Origin of the sequence: Aliarcobacter sp., assembly GCF_041672065.1 — a bacterium.
In the GTDB taxonomy this organism is placed as follows: domain Bacteria; phylum Campylobacterota; class Campylobacteria; order Campylobacterales; family Arcobacteraceae; genus Aliarcobacter; species Aliarcobacter skirrowii.
The window spans coordinates 12,933-30,185 of sequence record NZ_JBAZAH010000004.1; the positions used below are offsets into that span (position 1 = coordinate 12,933).

At 28.4% G+C, this 17,253-nt stretch carries 14 protein-coding genes and 1 tRNA gene; 10 read left to right on the forward strand and 5 right to left on the reverse strand.

Annotated features, from left to right (window positions below):
- Window positions 1-2: 2 nt before the first annotated feature.
- Genes WC168_RS01170 through WC168_RS01180 form a run of 3 tightly spaced genes read right to left on the reverse strand, consistent with a single transcriptional unit; the run spans window position 3 to window position 3,110 of the window.
- Window positions 3-1,181, reverse strand: a complete 1,179-nt coding sequence (locus WC168_RS01170) for a glutathionylspermidine synthase family protein (protein ID WP_125296707.1) — start codon at window positions 1,179-1,181, stop codon at window positions 3-5.
- 2 nt (window positions 1,182-1,183) lie between these two features.
- On the reverse strand, window positions 1,184-1,801 hold the full coding sequence (locus tag WC168_RS01175) for a UPF0323 family lipoprotein (RefSeq protein ID WP_066161361.1): 618 nt from the start codon (window positions 1,799-1,801) through the stop codon (window positions 1,184-1,186).
- Window position 1,802: 1 nt separating this feature from the next.
- The gene (locus tag WC168_RS01180) at window positions 1,803-3,110 is read right to left on the reverse strand and encodes a DEAD/DEAH box helicase (protein WP_228137901.1); all 1,308 of its coding nucleotides are present in this window, start codon (window positions 3,108-3,110) and stop codon (window positions 1,803-1,805) included.
- Window positions 3,111-3,222: 112 nt separating this feature from the next.
- On the opposite strand from WC168_RS01180, the gene WC168_RS01185 reads away from it, so the two are divergent.
- From WC168_RS01185 to ftsZ, 5 genes are all read left to right on the forward strand, one after another.
- Window positions 3,223-3,588: a hypothetical protein gene (locus WC168_RS01185; protein ID WP_372617065.1), complete on the forward strand. Its 366-nt coding sequence runs from the start codon at window positions 3,223-3,225 to the stop codon at window positions 3,586-3,588.
- Entirely contained in the window at window positions 3,575-5,902 is a 2,328-nt protein-coding gene (locus WC168_RS01190; protein ID WP_372617067.1) for an AAA family ATPase, read from the forward strand. The genes WC168_RS01185 and WC168_RS01190 overlap by 14 nt, the downstream gene beginning before the upstream one ends.
- Window positions 5,903-5,964: 62 nt before the next feature.
- Window positions 5,965-7,428, forward strand: a complete 1,464-nt coding sequence (locus WC168_RS01195; RefSeq protein WP_372617069.1) for a peptidylprolyl isomerase — start codon at window positions 5,965-5,967, stop codon at window positions 7,426-7,428.
- A 2-nt stretch (window positions 7,429-7,430) separates the two neighbouring features.
- Window positions 7,431-8,795, forward strand: coding sequence for a cell division protein FtsA (gene ftsA, locus WC168_RS01200; protein WP_066408797.1), 1,365 nt, complete (start codon window positions 7,431-7,433; stop codon window positions 8,793-8,795).
- Window positions 8,795-9,952 carry a cell division protein FtsZ gene (gene ftsZ, locus WC168_RS01205; protein WP_066161365.1) on the forward strand — a complete coding sequence of 386 codons (1,158 nt, stop codon included), beginning with the start codon at window positions 8,795-8,797 and terminating at the stop codon, window positions 9,950-9,952. Before ftsA ends, ftsZ begins: the two co-directional genes overlap by 1 nt.
- A gap of 17 nt (window positions 9,953-9,969) precedes the next feature.
- Here ftsZ and WC168_RS01210 read toward each other — a convergent pair whose 3' ends face one another.
- Window positions 9,970-11,061, reverse strand: a complete 1,092-nt coding sequence (locus WC168_RS01210; protein ID WP_372617072.1) for a YeeE/YedE family protein — start codon at window positions 11,059-11,061, stop codon at window positions 9,970-9,972.
- A complete protein-coding gene (locus WC168_RS01215) occupies window positions 11,061-11,321 on the reverse strand; it encodes a hypothetical protein (RefSeq protein ID WP_066161367.1) in 261 nt (86 codons plus the stop codon). Before WC168_RS01215 ends, WC168_RS01210 begins: the two co-directional genes overlap by 1 nt.
- Window positions 11,322-11,490: 169 nt before the next feature.
- On the opposite strand from WC168_RS01215, the gene WC168_RS01220 reads away from it, so the two are divergent.
- The 5 genes from WC168_RS01220 to WC168_RS01240 all read left to right on the forward strand — a co-directional run bounded on the left by WC168_RS01220 (window position 11,491) and on the right by WC168_RS01240 (window position 16,728).
- Window positions 11,491-12,594 (forward strand): homoserine O-acetyltransferase, encoded by a 1,104-nt coding sequence (locus WC168_RS01220; RefSeq protein ID WP_082946394.1) that lies wholly within the window; start codon window positions 11,491-11,493, stop codon window positions 12,592-12,594.
- 3 nt (window positions 12,595-12,597) lie between these two features.
- Window positions 12,598-12,795 (forward strand): exodeoxyribonuclease VII small subunit, encoded by a 198-nt coding sequence (gene xseB, locus WC168_RS01225; RefSeq protein WP_066161368.1) that lies wholly within the window; start codon window positions 12,598-12,600, stop codon window positions 12,793-12,795.
- Window positions 12,796-12,892: 97 nt separating this feature from the next.
- Window positions 12,893-16,138, forward strand: coding sequence for a carbamoyl-phosphate synthase large subunit (gene carB / locus WC168_RS01230; RefSeq protein ID WP_372617075.1), 3,246 nt, complete (start codon window positions 12,893-12,895; stop codon window positions 16,136-16,138).
- Between the two features lie 2 nt (window positions 16,139-16,140).
- The gene (locus WC168_RS01235) at window positions 16,141-16,584 is read left to right on the forward strand and encodes a Sua5 YciO YrdC YwlC family protein (protein WP_372617077.1); all 444 of its coding nucleotides are present in this window, start codon (window positions 16,141-16,143) and stop codon (window positions 16,582-16,584) included.
- Window positions 16,585-16,652: 68 nt separating this feature from the next.
- Window positions 16,653-16,728, forward strand: a tRNA-Glu gene (locus tag WC168_RS01240).
- The last annotated feature ends 525 nt before the right edge of the window (window positions 16,729-17,253 follow it).

Sequence of the window (17,253 nt, forward strand, 5' to 3'; positions counted from 1 at the left end):
TTCTATTTAATAATATGTCCAACAAATTTAGACATATTATTTAAAATTTTACCACCTCTTCTAAATCCTAAGCCACAAGCTTCGTAAGCATAAAAAACTCCAGCTTGATAACACTCTCCTTTAGAATCTTTTACAAAATCTACATACTCTTGGAAAATTGATTTGTGACCATCATACTCACCACCATTTTCAATCTCAACGCTTCCATCACTATTTATAATTTTGATATTTGAACCTTCTCTTCCAAAAGCTTTTTTTTCAACATATTTTTTACCAACAAGTGGTTCAAAAGAAGTCTCAAGAAGTAGTGGATGATTTGGATATAAATCCCATAAAATTTTCATAAATGCTTTTGATTGAAATATTAAAGTGTAAGCTGGATTAAAAATAATTGCTCTTTTCTCTTTTATAATCTCTGTTAAAATTAAAGCCAATTCACTCTCTTGTATTGCTATATCTTCCCAAGGAATTAGTTTAAACCAAAACTCAAATAACTCATCATCTTTAAATATTCCATCATCACTAAAATTAACATTTTCTATAAACTCAAAATCTGTATTAAAACCAGCTTCAGAAGCAATATGTTGAAGTAGTTTTGTAGTATTTATATCTTCACTTGAGCTTGAAATACTAGAAAATAGTATTTTCCAACCAAGTTTTGAATAATACTCATCAAATTTTTCAATATCACTATCTAAAGTGATGATTCTTTTGAAGTTCTCTTTTAAGGCATCATATAAGTTATTAAATTGACTACTCTCATCTAAACCATTTTTCTTTAGCATTGCCCACTGAATTATTGCTGTTTCAAAAAGTGAAGTTGGTGTATCTGCATTAAACTCAATTAATTTAATAGGTTTACCATCAACTCCACCTGCTAAATCAAATCTTGAATACAAATGCCAATGAACATCATTTTCCCATGACTCTTTTATAACTTCAACTAAATTAAAAGGGATATTTAACTCATGAAATAACTCATTGTCTATTACATATTGAGCACCTTCAATAAACATATCATAAAGTTCATTTGTAGCTTCATAAAAAGCTTCAGCTTCCTCTTCACTAATTACTACTAACTCATTTGCAATATATGAGCTCTCATCGCTATCTGTATGCCATGTAAAACCTATTGATTCTAAATATTTATTATCAAGAGCATCTATTTTTTCTAATCTCATTTTTAGCTTCCAAAACTTGATGAGTTTGTTGTTCTGTTTGTATTATTACCACCAAAAAATCCACTCTTTTTTTGTGAACTTGTATTTGAAGTAGCTGGTTTATTAAATGAACTTTGAGATTTACTATAAGTTTGAGGAGATTTATATTGTGCTGCTTTTTGGTTTTGGAAGTTTTGATTATTAAATAGTTTATTTCCAAGCCAAGAACCAATCATTGCTCCTGCAATTGAAGATAATAAAACTCCACCAAGTCCCATTCCACCACTACTCATCTCTGGATTTGTAAGAGGTGAAGTTCCAGCATCTATTTTTTTCTCTTCTTCTTTAACAAGCTGATCAATCTCTGCTTGAGACAAAATTCTCTCACTTCCATCTGGACTTCTTAAAACTATTGTTGTTTTAGATGCTGGAAACTCATCTGCAATTTTGTAATTTCCACTAGCATCTTGCTCAACTATAACAAATGCCCCTTGTTGTTGAGAAGCTTCTGATATAGTATTGTTTGAAGATTGACCTTGATTTGAGTTGTTATTACAAGCTGTTAAACCTAAAATTAAAAAGCTACTAAGTCCACTAACTTTTGCAATATCTTTAAATCTTTTAAAATTTTTATTCTTCATTTTATCCTCTCTTTGTTACTTTTTTAGATTTAGTTTTTTTAGGTTTCTTAACCTTTTCCTCTCTTTTTTTTGCTTCAAATTTTTTATCTTTTATAGATTTTTGTTGTTTTGATTTTACTCTTGGTTTTTTCTCTTTTGTAGCAAATCCCTCAAGTTCATATCTTTTTACACTAAGAATTAACTCTTTTTCAATATCAGCAAAAAATTTATAATCTTTTACACTTAAAAATGTAATTGCAAGTCCATCATTTCCAGCTCTTCCTGTTCTTCCAACTCTATGAGTAAAATCATCAATACTTTGAGGAAGTGCAAAGTTTATTACGCAAGGAAGATTTTCTATATCAATTCCTCTTGCAGCTATATCAGTTGCTACTAAAACTCTTAGCTCTTTTTCTTTAAATTTTCTAAGTGCTAATGCTCTTGTACTTTGTCTAACATCGCCATGAATACAAGCAGCTTTTAAACCATCAAGATTTAAATTTTCAACTAAAGTATCGGCTTGTGATTTTTGATTTACAAAAACTAAAGCTTGTGATATATTTTTTGAACCAATAAAGTATGATAAGGCTTCAAGTTTTCTATCCTCATCAACTAAAATAGCCTCATGAGTTATATTTTTTACATTTGATCTTTGAGTAGTAACTTCAATAACAACAGGATCATTTAAAAACTGTTTTGCCAAAGTTTTTACAGTTGAATTTATTGTTGCACTAAACATAGATATTTGTCTATTTTTACCAATATAAGGCAAAATTTGCTCTAAATCTTTTAAAAATCCCATATCAAGCATTACATCTAACTCATCAATAACTACCTTTGTAACACTTGATAGATTTATTGAATTCTCTTTTATATGCTCAAGCAGTCTTCCAGCTGTTGCAACTGCTATATCAACACCATTTGATAATTTTTTTGCTTGTAAATTTTTGCTCTCACCACCCAAAATTGATACAGTTTTTACATCCATATATTTTGAGTAATTTTCAATAGATTTTACAATTTGTTTTGCTAACTCTCTTGTTGGAGCTATAATTAATGCTCTTAAAACTCTATTTTTACCAAGCTCTTGATCTTTTAATATTGATTCTAAAATTGGTAAAATAAAGGCACAACTTTTACCAGTTCCACTTTGAGAAATACCAATAATATCTCTACCTTTTCTTGCTATTGGAATAGCTTTCTCTTGAATAGGCGTCAAAGATTCATAGTTTAAATCAGAAATTGCTTTTAAAATCTTTTCGTTTAAATTTAGTTTTGAAAAATTTTCTATAATTTGTCCTTTTTGAAAAATAGGTATATATTTTATCAAAAAATTTATACCATTTTGCTTTATTAAAATTATTGCATTTTGTAATATTTTTATTAATATTAAATTATTTTGGTTATAATCAGCAAATTTTTAAAAGAAAAAGGGTTTTTAAATGGGCTTTAATCTAAATGATAAGCAACTAAGAATTAGATATATAAGAGTAGCAGAGAAGTTTTTAACTAGAACAATCTCTTTATTAAAACTTGAAAATTTCAATAAAGAGATTTTTTTAAAAAGAACATTTAAAAACTATGAAGATATGTGTAAAACACAAAAAGTTGAGTTATATTCAGATTATTACTCAAGTGTAGATAACTTTATAAAAAAAACATTAGAGTTTGCAAAAAATCCAAGTGAAAGTTTTGAAGATGAGAGAGCAACTTTACTAAAAGATGCAAATTTACTTCAAAAAGAGAAAAATAAAGCTACATACAAAAAAGAGAAACATAAAAAAGATAGATTTGATGATGGAAACTAATCAAAAAAGTTATAAACTAAGTGGAGTTTTAAAAAAAGTTCTATATCAAAATGAAGAGAACAGATATATTATTGCTGTTTTAGAAAATAATCAAAAAATTTGTGGAACATATTTTGATGCAGATATACAAAAGATGGTTGGAGAAGAGATTGAACTTAGTGGGAATTGGATAACTCATAGTAAATATGGTGTTCAATTTGAGTTTGATACATTACAAATAAAAGATAATGAACTCTATTTTTTTCTTACAAAAATAGTAAAAGGTTTTACAAAAAAAGCAGCAAGCGAGATTTTAGAAAAATATGGTGAAACAAAATTAATAGAGATTTTAGAGAATAATCCAAATGAACTTTTAAATTTTAAAGGTATAAAAGAGAAGAAGCTAAAGACTATTTTAGACTCATGGCATCAATTTAAACATTTAAGAGAGTTGGGAAGTTTTTTGGGTAAGTTTGGTGTATCTGCAAATTTAATTACAAAAATATACTCAACATTTAATTTAGTCGATAATTTAATAGAAAAAATAAAAGAAAACCCATATATCTTAACAAACATAAAAGGTATTGGTTTTAAAAGAGCAGATGAGATTGCAAAAGCTTTAGGAATTGATCCAAAATCACCTTTTAGAATAAAATCTTGCCTAAACTACACCTTAAAAGAGTATTGTGACAACAACGGTAACTCATCAATTGATAAATTTCATTTGTATAAACTTCTTGATGATAGTTTGAGATTTTCAAAACAAGATGAGTTATATGAGAATGTTTTAGTTGAGATGCTAGCAAAAGAGGAGATTTATAAAACAAGTGAAAATAGAGTTGCACTATCAATGTTATATTTTTCAGAGCGAAGCATCTTAGAGTTTTTTAATAGAAGAAAAGATGACAAAAATAGAAAAATTGTTGAAAATTTTGAAGAGTATTTAGATAAAAAAGAGAGCAGTTTAGGTTTTATTTTAAGTGATGAACAAAAAAAAGCTGTTGAACTTATAAATAGTGGAGAGAAGACTCTATTTTTAATAGGTTATGCAGGAACTGGAAAATCAACTTCAAGTAGGGCAATTTTAGAGCTTCTTGAAGAAATTGTCTCTTATGATGATATTATAACTATTGCACTTTCAGGAATTGCAAGTCAAAGAATAAGTGATACAACAGGATATAACTCAAGCACAATTCAAAGCCTTTTGATGAAGCACAAAGAGAAGGATTTTTTTCCATATAAAGTTATTTTATTAGATGAAGCATCAATGGTAAACTCAGTAACTTTTTATCAAATCATCTCAAAAATTAGTGATGATACAATTTTTATTATTGTCGGAGATGATGGACAGCTTCCAGCTATTGGAGCTGGAAATATCTTAGCTGATAGCATAAAATATGAGTTAGCACCAATTTGTAAACTTACAAAAATTTATAGACAAAATGAGAATCAAGCAATAGCTCTAATTGCAAATGATATTAGAAAAGGTGAGTTACCAAACTATAAAGAGGATTTTGAAGATTTTAAATTTATTGATGTATCTATTAAAAACTATTATGGTGTTAAAAATTCACTAAATCAAAATGAATTTTTTGATTTAAGAGTTGAAAATAGTGAGTATATTTTAAATACTATTTTAAATATTGCAAGTGATTATATAGTTCAATATTATGACTATATAAAAGCAAAAAATATAAGTAAAGCTTTGACTCTTTTTCAAGTAATTACTCCTATGAAAGCTGGAATATTAGGAGTAGATAACTTAAATACTGAACTTCAAAGACTCTTTAATCATACCAAAAATAGAAGTTTAAAAATAAAAGAGATGGAGTATAAACTAACTGATAAGGTTATTCATATAAAAAATGAGAATATGAAAGCTCAAACTATGAGTATGTATAAATCAAATTCAAGTGAATATATGGAAAGAAGAGTCTATAATGGACAGTTAGGGCTTATAATAAAACTTGATTTTGATGAGCAAAAGTGTGTTGTTTTATATCCAAATGATGATATGGTAGTTTTTTATGATTTTGATAATATTAGCTCACTTCTAAATTTGGCATACTGTTTAACAATACATAAAACTCAAGGAATGGAGTATGAAAATGCACTAATTCCAATGAGTTTTTCGCACTACATAATGCACAATACAAAACTTCTTTACACTGCAATTACAAGAGCAAAAGATATGTGTTTTATTGTTGGTGAGGAAGAGGCTTTTAAAAGTGCTTGTAAAAAAATAGAGATAACAAAACGAGAGAGTGTAATAAATGATTTGTTAGATAGTAAAATAGAAAATGAGCAAAACGATATACTAAATATAACACTTTAAATAACATACAAGCAAGATTTTTGTATCATAATAGCTAAAAATTTCAATGAGGATTTATATTTATGATAACTTGGATGCAAAGACATAAAAAGTGGTTGGTTATTACTATTTGGATTAGTACTATTGCCTTTGTTGGTGCTGGATTCGTTGGTTGGGGATCATATAACTATGGTTCAAAAGGATCAGTAGTAGCAACTATTGGAAATAAAGAGATAAATTTTGAAGAGTTAAATAAAGAGTATTCAAGTTTATATGGACAATATGCACAACTATTTGGAGATTCATTTAATCAAGAGTTAGCAAAACAGTTAAGACTTGAGGATATTGCTTTATCTCAACTTTTACAAAAAAAATTACTTTTAGTTTATGGTGAAGATTTAGGTTTAATTACAACTGATGAAGAGATAGCTAAAGAGATTTTAAAATATGAAGAGTTTAAAGTTGATGGTAAATTTAGTAAAGAACAATATGTAAAAGTTTTAGCTCAAAATATAATTACACCACAGGAGTTTGAAAATAGCCTAAAAGATACAATACTTTTTCAAAAAATTCAAGCAATTTTCTCTTTAAATGTTAGTGATAATGAGTTAGAAAATATTGGTAAGCTTCTATTTATTGAAGATGATATTGAATATAAAATTTTATCAATAGATGATATAAATCTGAAAATTGATGAGAAGATGGTAAAAGAGTATTTTGAACAAAATAGTTCAAACTACAATAGCACTCCTAGTTTTGAATTAGAGATTAAAAAGTATGATATTAAAAATAGTAATATAAAAGAAGATGAGATTTTAAAATATTATGATAGATTTAAACTTGATTATAGATTTGAAGATGGAAAACTTAAATCTTTTGAAGAGGCAAAAGATGAAGTTATTGCTGATTTAAATGAGAATGAATCAAAAAAAGAGGCTTTAAATTTATATTTAAAACTTAAAAAAGGTGAAGAGAATTTTGACTCAAAAAGAGTTTATGCAGAAGATAAGATACCTTTTTCAAGTGAAAATATAGAGAAGATTTTAGAGCAAAAAGAGGGAGATATAACAAGACCGTTTTTAGAAAAAAATAGTTTTTATATTGTAAAAGTTGTTAAAAAAATTCCTTCAAAACCACTTACTTTTGAAGAGGCAAGAACTATGGTTTATGCTGATGCTTTACTTGATAAAAAACATGAAGCTTTAGATGCAAAAATAGATAAAGAGCTAACAAACTTTAAAGGAAGTGTTGTAAAAAATATTAATCGAGCAAGCAGTTCAAAAATTAAAGGTTTAAGTCAAGATGAAGCACAAGAGTTTTTAAATAATCTTTTTGTAACAACTTCAAAAGAGTCTTCTATTAAGTTTGATGATAAAGCTGTTATGTTTAGAATAGTTGACTCAAGATTAAAAAATTATAGTGAACAAAACTCAAATTTAGTAAAACAAGAGATAGGAAGTTTGGTTGAAAACGAACTTTTAACTAATCTTTTAAAAAAATTAGAACAAAAATATGAGATTAAGACTTATATGCAAAATAAGGAGTAGAATTGAATAATACAACAGATGTTTTTTTATCTTTAAGTATTGGCTCTAGCGCAGTTGTAGCAGCTATTTCAAAACCAAAATATGATGCAGATAATAGTATAGAGATTTTAGGTTATGGAACAGCACAAAGTAGTGGGGTAAATAAAGGTTTAATAATAAATATTGATGATGCCTCAAGAAGCATAAAAGAGGCAATTTTAAAAGCAAAAGAGGCAGTTCATGAAAGTATAGGAACTACTGTTGTATCTATTTCTGGAAATTATACAACAGGAGTAAAGGGTTCAGGTGCTGTTACAATTCAAAATGGATTAATATCAGAATCTCATATTAATCAAGCTATGCAAATGGCACTTTCAAATACTACAATAAACTCTGATTATGATTTAGTTCATGTAATTCCAATATCTTTTATGGTTGATGATATAGAGGTTGATAATCCAATTCGAATGAATGGTAGTAGATTAGAGGTAAATGTATATATTGTAACTGCAAAAAGAAATGCTTTAATAAATATAAAATCAGCTCTAAAGGTTTTTGGAATAGAGGATATTAGTTTTGTTTTAGACTCTTATGCTGCATCATTATCAACTTTAGATGAACAGCAAAAAAAGATTGGTGCAGTTGTTATAAATTTAGGTTCTACAACAACAGAGTTTGTATATTATAAAGGTAGTTCAATAATTTATAATGGATTTTTACCTGTTGGTTCAAAAAATATAACAAGCGATATATCTATTACTTTACAAACTCCAATAAGTTTTGCAGAGAAGTTAAAAATAGAGCATGGATCATTAATTAAAAACTATTCAGCTTTTGAAGATGGTCAATCAAGAGCATCTGTTTCTGTTCCTAGAATAAACGATGAAGAGAATAAAGAAGAGGTTGCTTTAGATTTTATTCAAGGTATTGTTCACGCAAGAGTTGAAGAGACTTTGGTTTTAGTAAGAAATGAATTAAAAAGAAATGCTTTGCTTGATAATATTGGTTCTGGAATAGTTCTAACAGGTGGAATGAGTGAAATTCATGGAATAAAAGAGTTGGCAAAAAGAGTTTTTGAAGGAATACCTGTTGCAATTTCATCTCCAAAAACTCTTCCAAACGCTTTTAGAGTAAGTTTTGATGAACAAAATAAAGCTTCAATTGTAGGTCTTATAATGTTTGGTTTAGGAATAAATAGAGGTTATCAGTTAGACTCTAACAAAAGATTATTAAAACCTATAAAAAAAGAGAAACCTATTGAAGCAATAAAAACAAACTATAATCAAGATTTAAATCTACAATCTGAGAGAGTTGAAAATACACTTCTTGAGCCTCTACAAAAAAAGAAAAAAAGTGGAATATTTACAAAATTAACGGAGTGGTTTTAATGGAGAATAACAATTTATTTGAGATGGATGATATTATAGTTAGAGAAAAATCACCAACAAGAGCACTATCTACAAATTTACCAAAAATTGCAGTAATTGGAGTTGGTGGTGGTGGTTGTAATATGGTAAATCACACTATTGAAGAGGGAATTCATATGGTGGATTTAATTGTTGCAAATACTGATTTAAAAGCACTTCATGTATCAAAAGCTCCAATAAAAATTGAACTTGGACCAAATTTAACTAAAGGTTTTGGTGCTGGAATGGATCCTGAGGTTGGAAGAGATGCTGCTTTGGAGAGTTATGAGGAGATTAAAACTGCTTTAGCTGGAGCTGATATTGTATTTATTGCAGCAGGACTTGGAGGAGGTACTGGAACAGGTGCTGCTCCAATTGTTGCAAAAGCAGCAAAAGAGGTTGGAGCTTTAACAGTTTCGGTTGTTACAAAACCTTTTGCTCATGAAGGTATTTTTAAAGCTGGACTTGCAAATACAGGTTTAGATGAGCTTAAAAAAGTAAGTGACTCTTTAATTGTAATATCAAATGATAAACTAATTGAAACAGTTGATGAAAAAATAACACTAAAAAATGCTTATAAAATTGTTGATAATATTTTATATCAAGCTGTAAATGGTATGAGTCAAGTTATTTTAAATCCAGGTAGTGGAAGTGATCAAAATGCCGATTTTGCAGATGTTAAAACAATTATGAAGTACAAAGGTATTGCACTTATGGGAATTGGAAAAGCAAAGGGTGAGCATGCTGTAAGAAGAGCACTTGATAATGCTATAAACTCTCCATTGTTAGAAAAACTTCCTCTTGATGGTGCAAAAGGTGCTTTAGTTCACTTAACAATTAGCCCAGATATTGGACTTTTAGAAGTAACTGATATTTTAACAACTATTGGTTCAAGAGTTGATAAATATGCAAAAATTATTCAAGGTATAACTTATGATGATACTTTTGAACCAGATCAAGTAAAAATTACAATTATTGCAACAGGTTTTGAAACTAAAAACAAAGATGAAGATGACGAAAGTATTGATGAAACAAATGAAAATCTAAATCTTGAAGATAAGTTTGATAGTGTTGAAAGTAAACTTGATACTCCTCCAAGAATGAGAGGATATACAGTAGAGTATCATCTACATCATTAAAAAAAATACTATGAGATTTAAATCTCATAGTTTATAGGTTTGTTTTTCTTCTCATCATCCCATTCAAATAAGAAACACATAGGAAGTCTATCTTTTTTATGTAGGATTTTTCCAGTTATAAAACCAGAAACTCCAATAGATATTATTGCCAAAAATGAACTAAATAGAAGTGTTGAAACTCCACTTAAACCTTGTCCAACAGTACATCCAATAGCCATGATTCCACCAACTCCCATAAGTGAACCACCAATAATATTATATTTTAGTTTGTTAAATGTTATTTGAGATGTGCATCCAAAACTATATTTTTTGTTAAAAAATGTAGAAAAATATGCTCCAAACATAGCACCAACTACTAAACAAACACCAATACTAAGCTCAGTGATTTCAAAAAAAGTAAAAAACTCTAAAGTTTTTGCACTTGGATAGACAAAACTAATAGCTTGAACTTGAATTGTATTCTCAAAATCTTCTAGCGCTAAATATCCTGTTAGAAACCAAGAAACTCCTACTAGAAGACCAATAATCATACCATCATATAAACTAATTGCTCTTTTTATCTTTTTTGTTAAAAATAGTAAAATTGTAAAAAGAACTATTAAAACAAAATATATATTTATTTGAAAATTTGTTATATAACTTGAAATTGATATTAAAAATTCATTATTAATAACACTGTTTACACCTTGAGCTAAAACTCCTCTTGTACTTGCAAATGCAAAAATTGCAATAAATAAGAGAGTGATTAAAGCATTTGTATCACCTTGTGCAAATTTTACTATGCTTCTACTACTACATCCATCAGCTATCATCATTCCAGCACCAAATAAAGCTCCTCCAATAATTATTGCAAAATAGTTTATGTTGTTTTTAAAGTATGAACTAGATGATAAATCAATATCATAAAAATATACAAAAAGTTGAGTTGAAATTATTGCAACAATCATAGCCATAACAACACTAGATGCTCTTTTTGTAGATTTTATTTGTAAATAATCTTTTATACTTCCACTAAAACAGAACTGTTTTTGTTGAGCAATAAAACCAAAAATAAAGGCAACAACAAACATACCAATAAAAATTAGTTCATAAATCTCTAAATCAAACACTATAAATCTCCCTCATCTTCTTCCATATCTTCTAAATCAAGAAGTATATTTTGGGCCTCTTGAACACTTAATTTATTCTCATTTATAAGCCTTAAAGCTTCATCATAAAACCTTTTTACATCTTTTAAATAGTTTAGCTCTTCTATTAAATCTTTACTATTTTTTTTATTAATTAATTTTTCTAAAGCATCTATTTCACTATTTAATTCAGGTAAAACACCATCGATTAAAATATTTTTTAGCTCTTCAATTTTATTCACAAAAATCCTTTTTATAATTTAAGACTATGATTATATAAAATTTTACTTATAATCTTTGATAAAATATAAAATTTTTATTAGCATTTAAAAAAAGTGTCACTTAAAAGGCTTTTTTATTTTACTTTAGCTAAACTTTAACCTTAAATTTATGGAAATTTGGAAAAATATTTTGAAAATAGAGACAAAAACGCAGAAGTTTAATGAACCTTTATATCTTGAGAGTGGAAGATTACTTGAAGAGTTTGAAATAATCTATGAAACTTATGGAACATTAAATGAAGATAGATCAAATGTAATTGTTATTTGTCATGCATTATCAGGAAGTCATCACGCAGCTGGTCGTTATGAAAATGAAGCAAAAGCTGGTTGGTGGGATAAGTTTATTGGAGATGGTAAAACAATTGATACAGAAAAATATTTTGTAATATGCTCAAATAATATTGGAAGCTCTTATGGTTCAACAAGTCCATTAAGTATTAATCCATCTACCAAAAAAGAGTATAGACTTAAATTTCCAGTTTTGACAATTTCAGATATTGTAAATGCTCAAATGAGATTATATAAACATTTAGGAATTAAAAATGCTATTGCTGTAATTGGTGGAAGTATGGGTGGAATGCAAACTTTATGTTACAGTATTGAACATCCAAACTTTGCAAAACATTACATAGCACTTGCTTGTACAGCATATACAAGACCTTGGGCAGTTGCTTTAAATAAAATAGCAATTGAAGCAATAAGACATGATCCTAGTTTTTTAAATGGAAATTATGATAAAGATGATCTAAAAGCAAGAGGATTAGTAGGGCTTGCAGTTGGAAGAATGGCTGGATTGATAGCTTATTTAAGTCCAGCTTTATTTAATAAAAAATTTGGAAGAGATTATGTAAGTACAGATGGACTTTATGAACTTTTTGGAAGATTTGAGATTGAAAGATATCTTGAACACAACTCCTATAGTTTTCCAAAGTTTTTTGATCCACTCTCATATTTATATATTTGTAAAACAATAAATATATTTGATGCTGGAAGAAACAAAGATAAACTAGAAGACTCTTTTTCAAAAATTGAGGGTAAACTTCATTTGATATCTTTTAAAGATGATATGCTATTTTTCCCAAGTGAGATGAAAGAGATAGAAGATATTATGATAAAAATTGGCAAAAAAGATCAAGTAACTTATCTTGAAGTTGACAGTTCAAGTGGTCATGACTCATTTTTAGTAGAAGTTGATAAATTTGAAGAGCATATAAAAGATATTTTAAAGGATTAAAAAGTGGAACAAAAAAAAGAAGCGTTAAATTTTGAAGAGAAAATAATAAAAGCAAAAGAGATTTTAGAACAACTTACAAAAAACGATATTACTTTAAGTGATTCAATTAAACTTTATAATGAGGGTTTAAAAGAGTTAGAATTAGCACAAAAACTATTAGAAGAGGCAAAATTAGTTTTTACTGTAAAAAACAGTAACTAATCTTCTAAATAACTACTACATAAGCATTTCACATAACAAAAACTTAAGCACTTTTTGGATAAACTTGCCAAATTTTAAATCAGCGAAAGGATAAAGTATGCCAAAAAGAGAAGATATAAAAAATATTTTGTTAATTGGTTCAGGACCAATTGTTATAGGACAGGCGTGCGAGTTTGATTACTCTGGAACACAAGCGACAAAGACTCTAAAAGAGTTAGGATATAGAGTTGTTTTGGTAAACTCAAATCCAGCAACAATAATGACAGACCCAGAGTTTGCTGATAAGACTTATATTGAGCCAATCACAGAAGAGGTTGTTTTAAATATCATTAAAAAAGAGAAAATTGATGCTATTTTACCTACAATGGGAGGTCAAACAGCATTAAATGTTGCTACATCTATGTATTCAAAAGGATTACTTGAAGGTATACAATTCTTAGGAGTTCATCCAGAAGCAATTAAAAAAGGTGAAGATAGACATCTTTTTACTGAATCTATGAAAAAAATAGGTCTTGATTTACCAAGAAGTGAAAATGCTTATAATCTTGAAGAGGCTATGAGATTAGCTAAAGATATTGGTTTCCCTGTTATTTCAAGAGCTTCATTTACACTTGCAGGTGCTGGAAGTGGAGTTGCTTATAATATGGAAGAGTTTAAAGTTTTAGCTCAAGCTGGACTTGATGCTTCACCAATCAATGAGATTGAGATTTTAGAATCGGTTTTAGGTTGGAAAGAGTATGAGATGGAGATTATCAGAGATACAAATGATAACTGTATAGTTGTTTGTTCTATTGAAAATCTTGATCCTATGGGAGTTCATACAGGAGATAGTATAACTATTGCACCTGCGCTTACACTTACAGATAAAGAGTATGCAAAAATGAGAGAAGCATCTTTTGCAATTCTAAGAGAAGTTGGAGTAAATAGTGGTGGATCAAATGTTCAATTCTCTATGTGTCCAAAAACAGGAAGAATGCTTGTAATTGAGATGAATCCAAGAGTTTCTAGAAGTTCTGCACTTGCATCAAAAGCAACAGGTTATCCAATAGCAAAAGTATCAACACTTTTAGCAGTTGGATTTACACTTGATGAGATTGAAAATGATATGACAGGAACACTAGCTTGTTTTGAGCCTTCAGTTGATTATATCGTTACAAAAGTTCCAAGATTTACATTTGAAAAATTCCCAAAAGCAAACTCAACTTTAACAACTTCTATGAAGAGTGTTGGAGAGGTTATGGCTATTGGAAGAACATTCAATGAATCAATTCAAAAAGCTATGTGTTCACTTGAAACTGGACTTTGTGGTTTTGATACTATTACAACAGATTTAGAGTTAATCAAAAAAGAGATTAGAAGACCAAACGATAAAAGACTTTTATATCTAATGGATGGTATGAGACAAGGTTTAACAAATGAGGATATATTTGAGTTATCAAAAATAGACCCTTGGTTCTTAGCTAAATTTAGAGAACTTTATAATTTAGAAAAAGAGATAGCAAGTTCAGATATTTTAAACAGTGAAGAGCTTCTAAGAAGAGCAAAATCAAATGGAATGAGTGATAAATTTATTGCCTCTTTAATTGGAAAAACTGAAGAAGATGTTTATCAAGCTAGAAAAAAATTTGATATAGATTTCGAATACAATGAAGTTGATACTTGCGCAGGAGAGTTTAAAGCTCTAAATCAATATCTATACTCAACAACAAATATTACAAAACTACCTAAAAAAGATGCTATAAAATCAAAAGATAAAAAAGTTATGATTATTGGTGGAGGACCAAATAGAATTGGTCAAGGAATTGAGTTTGATTATTGTTGTGTACACGCAAGTTTTGCATTAGCTGAAATGGGTGTAAAAACAATTATGTACAACTGTAATCCTGAAACTGTAAGTACAGATTATGATACATCAGATGTTTTATACTTTGAACCAATTGATTTTGAACATGTTAGAAGTGTAGTTGAAAAAGAGCAACCAGATGGTGTAATTGTTCATTTTGGTGGACAAACTCCACTTAAACTTGCACAAGCTTTAACAAAAGCTGGAGCAAAAATTATTGGAACAACAGCTGATGTAATTGATTTAGCTGAAGATAGAAAAAAATTCTCTGCATTTGTTGAAAAAATTGGTCTTTTACAACCAGAAAATGGAACAGCTGTAAAAATTGATGAAGCTATACAAATAGCTGAAAAAATTGGATATCCTGTGTTAGTTAGACCATCATTTGTTCTTGGTGGAAGAGGAATGAAAATTGTTTACTCTACGGATGAGCTAAAACAGTATATGGATGAGGCAGTTTCAGTTTCAAATGATGCTCCTGTTTTAATTGACAAATTTTTAGATAGAGCAATTGAGCTTGATGTTGATTGTATTAGTGATGGTAAAGAGGTTTATATTGGTGGAATTATGCAACATATCGAAGAAGCTGGTATTCACTCAGGTGATAGTGCTTGTTCACTTCCTCCAATCTCTATAAGTGATGATTTAATTAAACAATTAGAATCAAAAACTAAAGAGATGGCTTTAGGTCTTGGAGTTGTTGGTTTGATGAATACTCAATATGCAATTCATAAAGGACAAATCTATTTAATTGAAGTAAATCCAAGAGCATCTAGAACAGTTCCATTTGTAAGTAAAGCAACTGGAATTCCTCTTGCAAAAGTTGCAACTAGAGTTATGTGGGGAGAGAGTTTAAGAGATGCTCTTAAAGTTTATGATAGAGAGATTGTATATGAAGATAACAAAGTTTTAAAACCAAAATTAAAAGATCATGTAGCTGTTAAAGAGTCAGTTTTTCCATTTAATAAACTAACAGGTGCTGATTTACTTCTAAGTCCTGAAATGAAATCTACAGGTGAAGTTATGGGTATTGCTGATAATTTTGCGATGGCATTTGCAAAATCTCAAAATGCTGCTAAAAACTCACTTCCAAAAAGTGGAAAAGTGTTTATTTCACTATGCGATTTAGATAAAGAGTTTGCAAGTAAAATTGCAAGTAGTTTAGTTGATAGTGGATTTACAATATGTGCAACTGGTGGAACTGAAAAAATTATATCTGAAGCTGGAATTGCTTGTGAAAAGGTATTAAAGGTAAGTGAAGGAAGACCAAATATCACAGATTTATTGACAAATGGTGATATTGCGATGGCTATAAATACAAGTGGTGAGCAAGAGTCTTCTAAAGATGATGGAAAAGAGATTAGAAGAGCAGTTTTAAGAATGAATGTTCCATATTTTACAACAGTAGCTGCTGCAAATGCTGCAACTGATGCAATTAAAGAGTTAAAAACAAAAGATGTTTCAACTCCAAAATCTATTCAAGAGTTTTTAAACTACTAAAAATGGACTCAAGGTTATTATATCTAGTTCAAACAGATACTACAGTTGGCTTCTCATCACTTGATGATGAGAGGTTAAATGTAATAAAAAATAGAGATAAAAATCAAAAAATATTAAAAACTCTTGATAGTTTTGAGAGATTAAAAGAGTTTACAAGAGTTCCTAAAAATCATAGAAAAATTGTTAGAAATAGTTCTAAGACAACATTTATCTATCCAAATTTAAAATCTTTTAGAGTTGTTAGTTGCGAATCCTCTTTTTATGATTTTATAAAAAAATTTAAAACTTTATCATCTACTTCAGCAAATAAAACAAAGCAGAGTTTTGATTATAAATATGCAAAAGAGTATGCAGATGTTGAAGTTATAAATAAAATTGGTTTTTTTGAAACAAATGCTTCAAAAATTTATAAATTATCAAAAAGTAGATTAAAAAAGATTAGATAAAGCATATAAACTTATAGTTTTTAAGCAAACTAAAACGGAAACTAAAATATAATCAACATTCTTTTTATGACCCTGTCGTCTAGTGGCCAAGGACCTTAGGATTTCCTCCTAATGACGCGTGTTCGAATCATGCTGGGGTCGCCATACACTAAAGCCTATATTATCGTTATTTATAAGTAATAATAAAAAATTAAAGTACTTAAAATATTATATTGTGTACAGTTTAGGGTACAGTTCCTAAAATTTATATTATGATTGTTTTTTAATAAAGGAGATATATTGAATAGTTATAATTTGCATTGTGTAATATGTAGAAAAGTATTAACAACTTCAGAAATCAATTATTGTAGAAGTATTTTAAAAGGCAAACTTATTTGTATTTTATGCCAAAAAAAATAAAACTAGTAGTATTATTCATATTAATATTATTCTCATACCTTCTATTTTTTATATTATATAAAATTTCTAAACATAAGATGTTTAATTTATATCGTACTTTATAATTTATTTTTACTATATAAACCTTAAAACTACAGCAACCATAAAAAAAGAGATAGCAACCATATAATAAACACCAACAACCACAAAAAAAAGAGGAGCAACCGTCAAAAAAGATACAGCAACCAGAAAAAGAGCCGTTTTTTTTCCAAATTTGTCAATTTGTAAAAA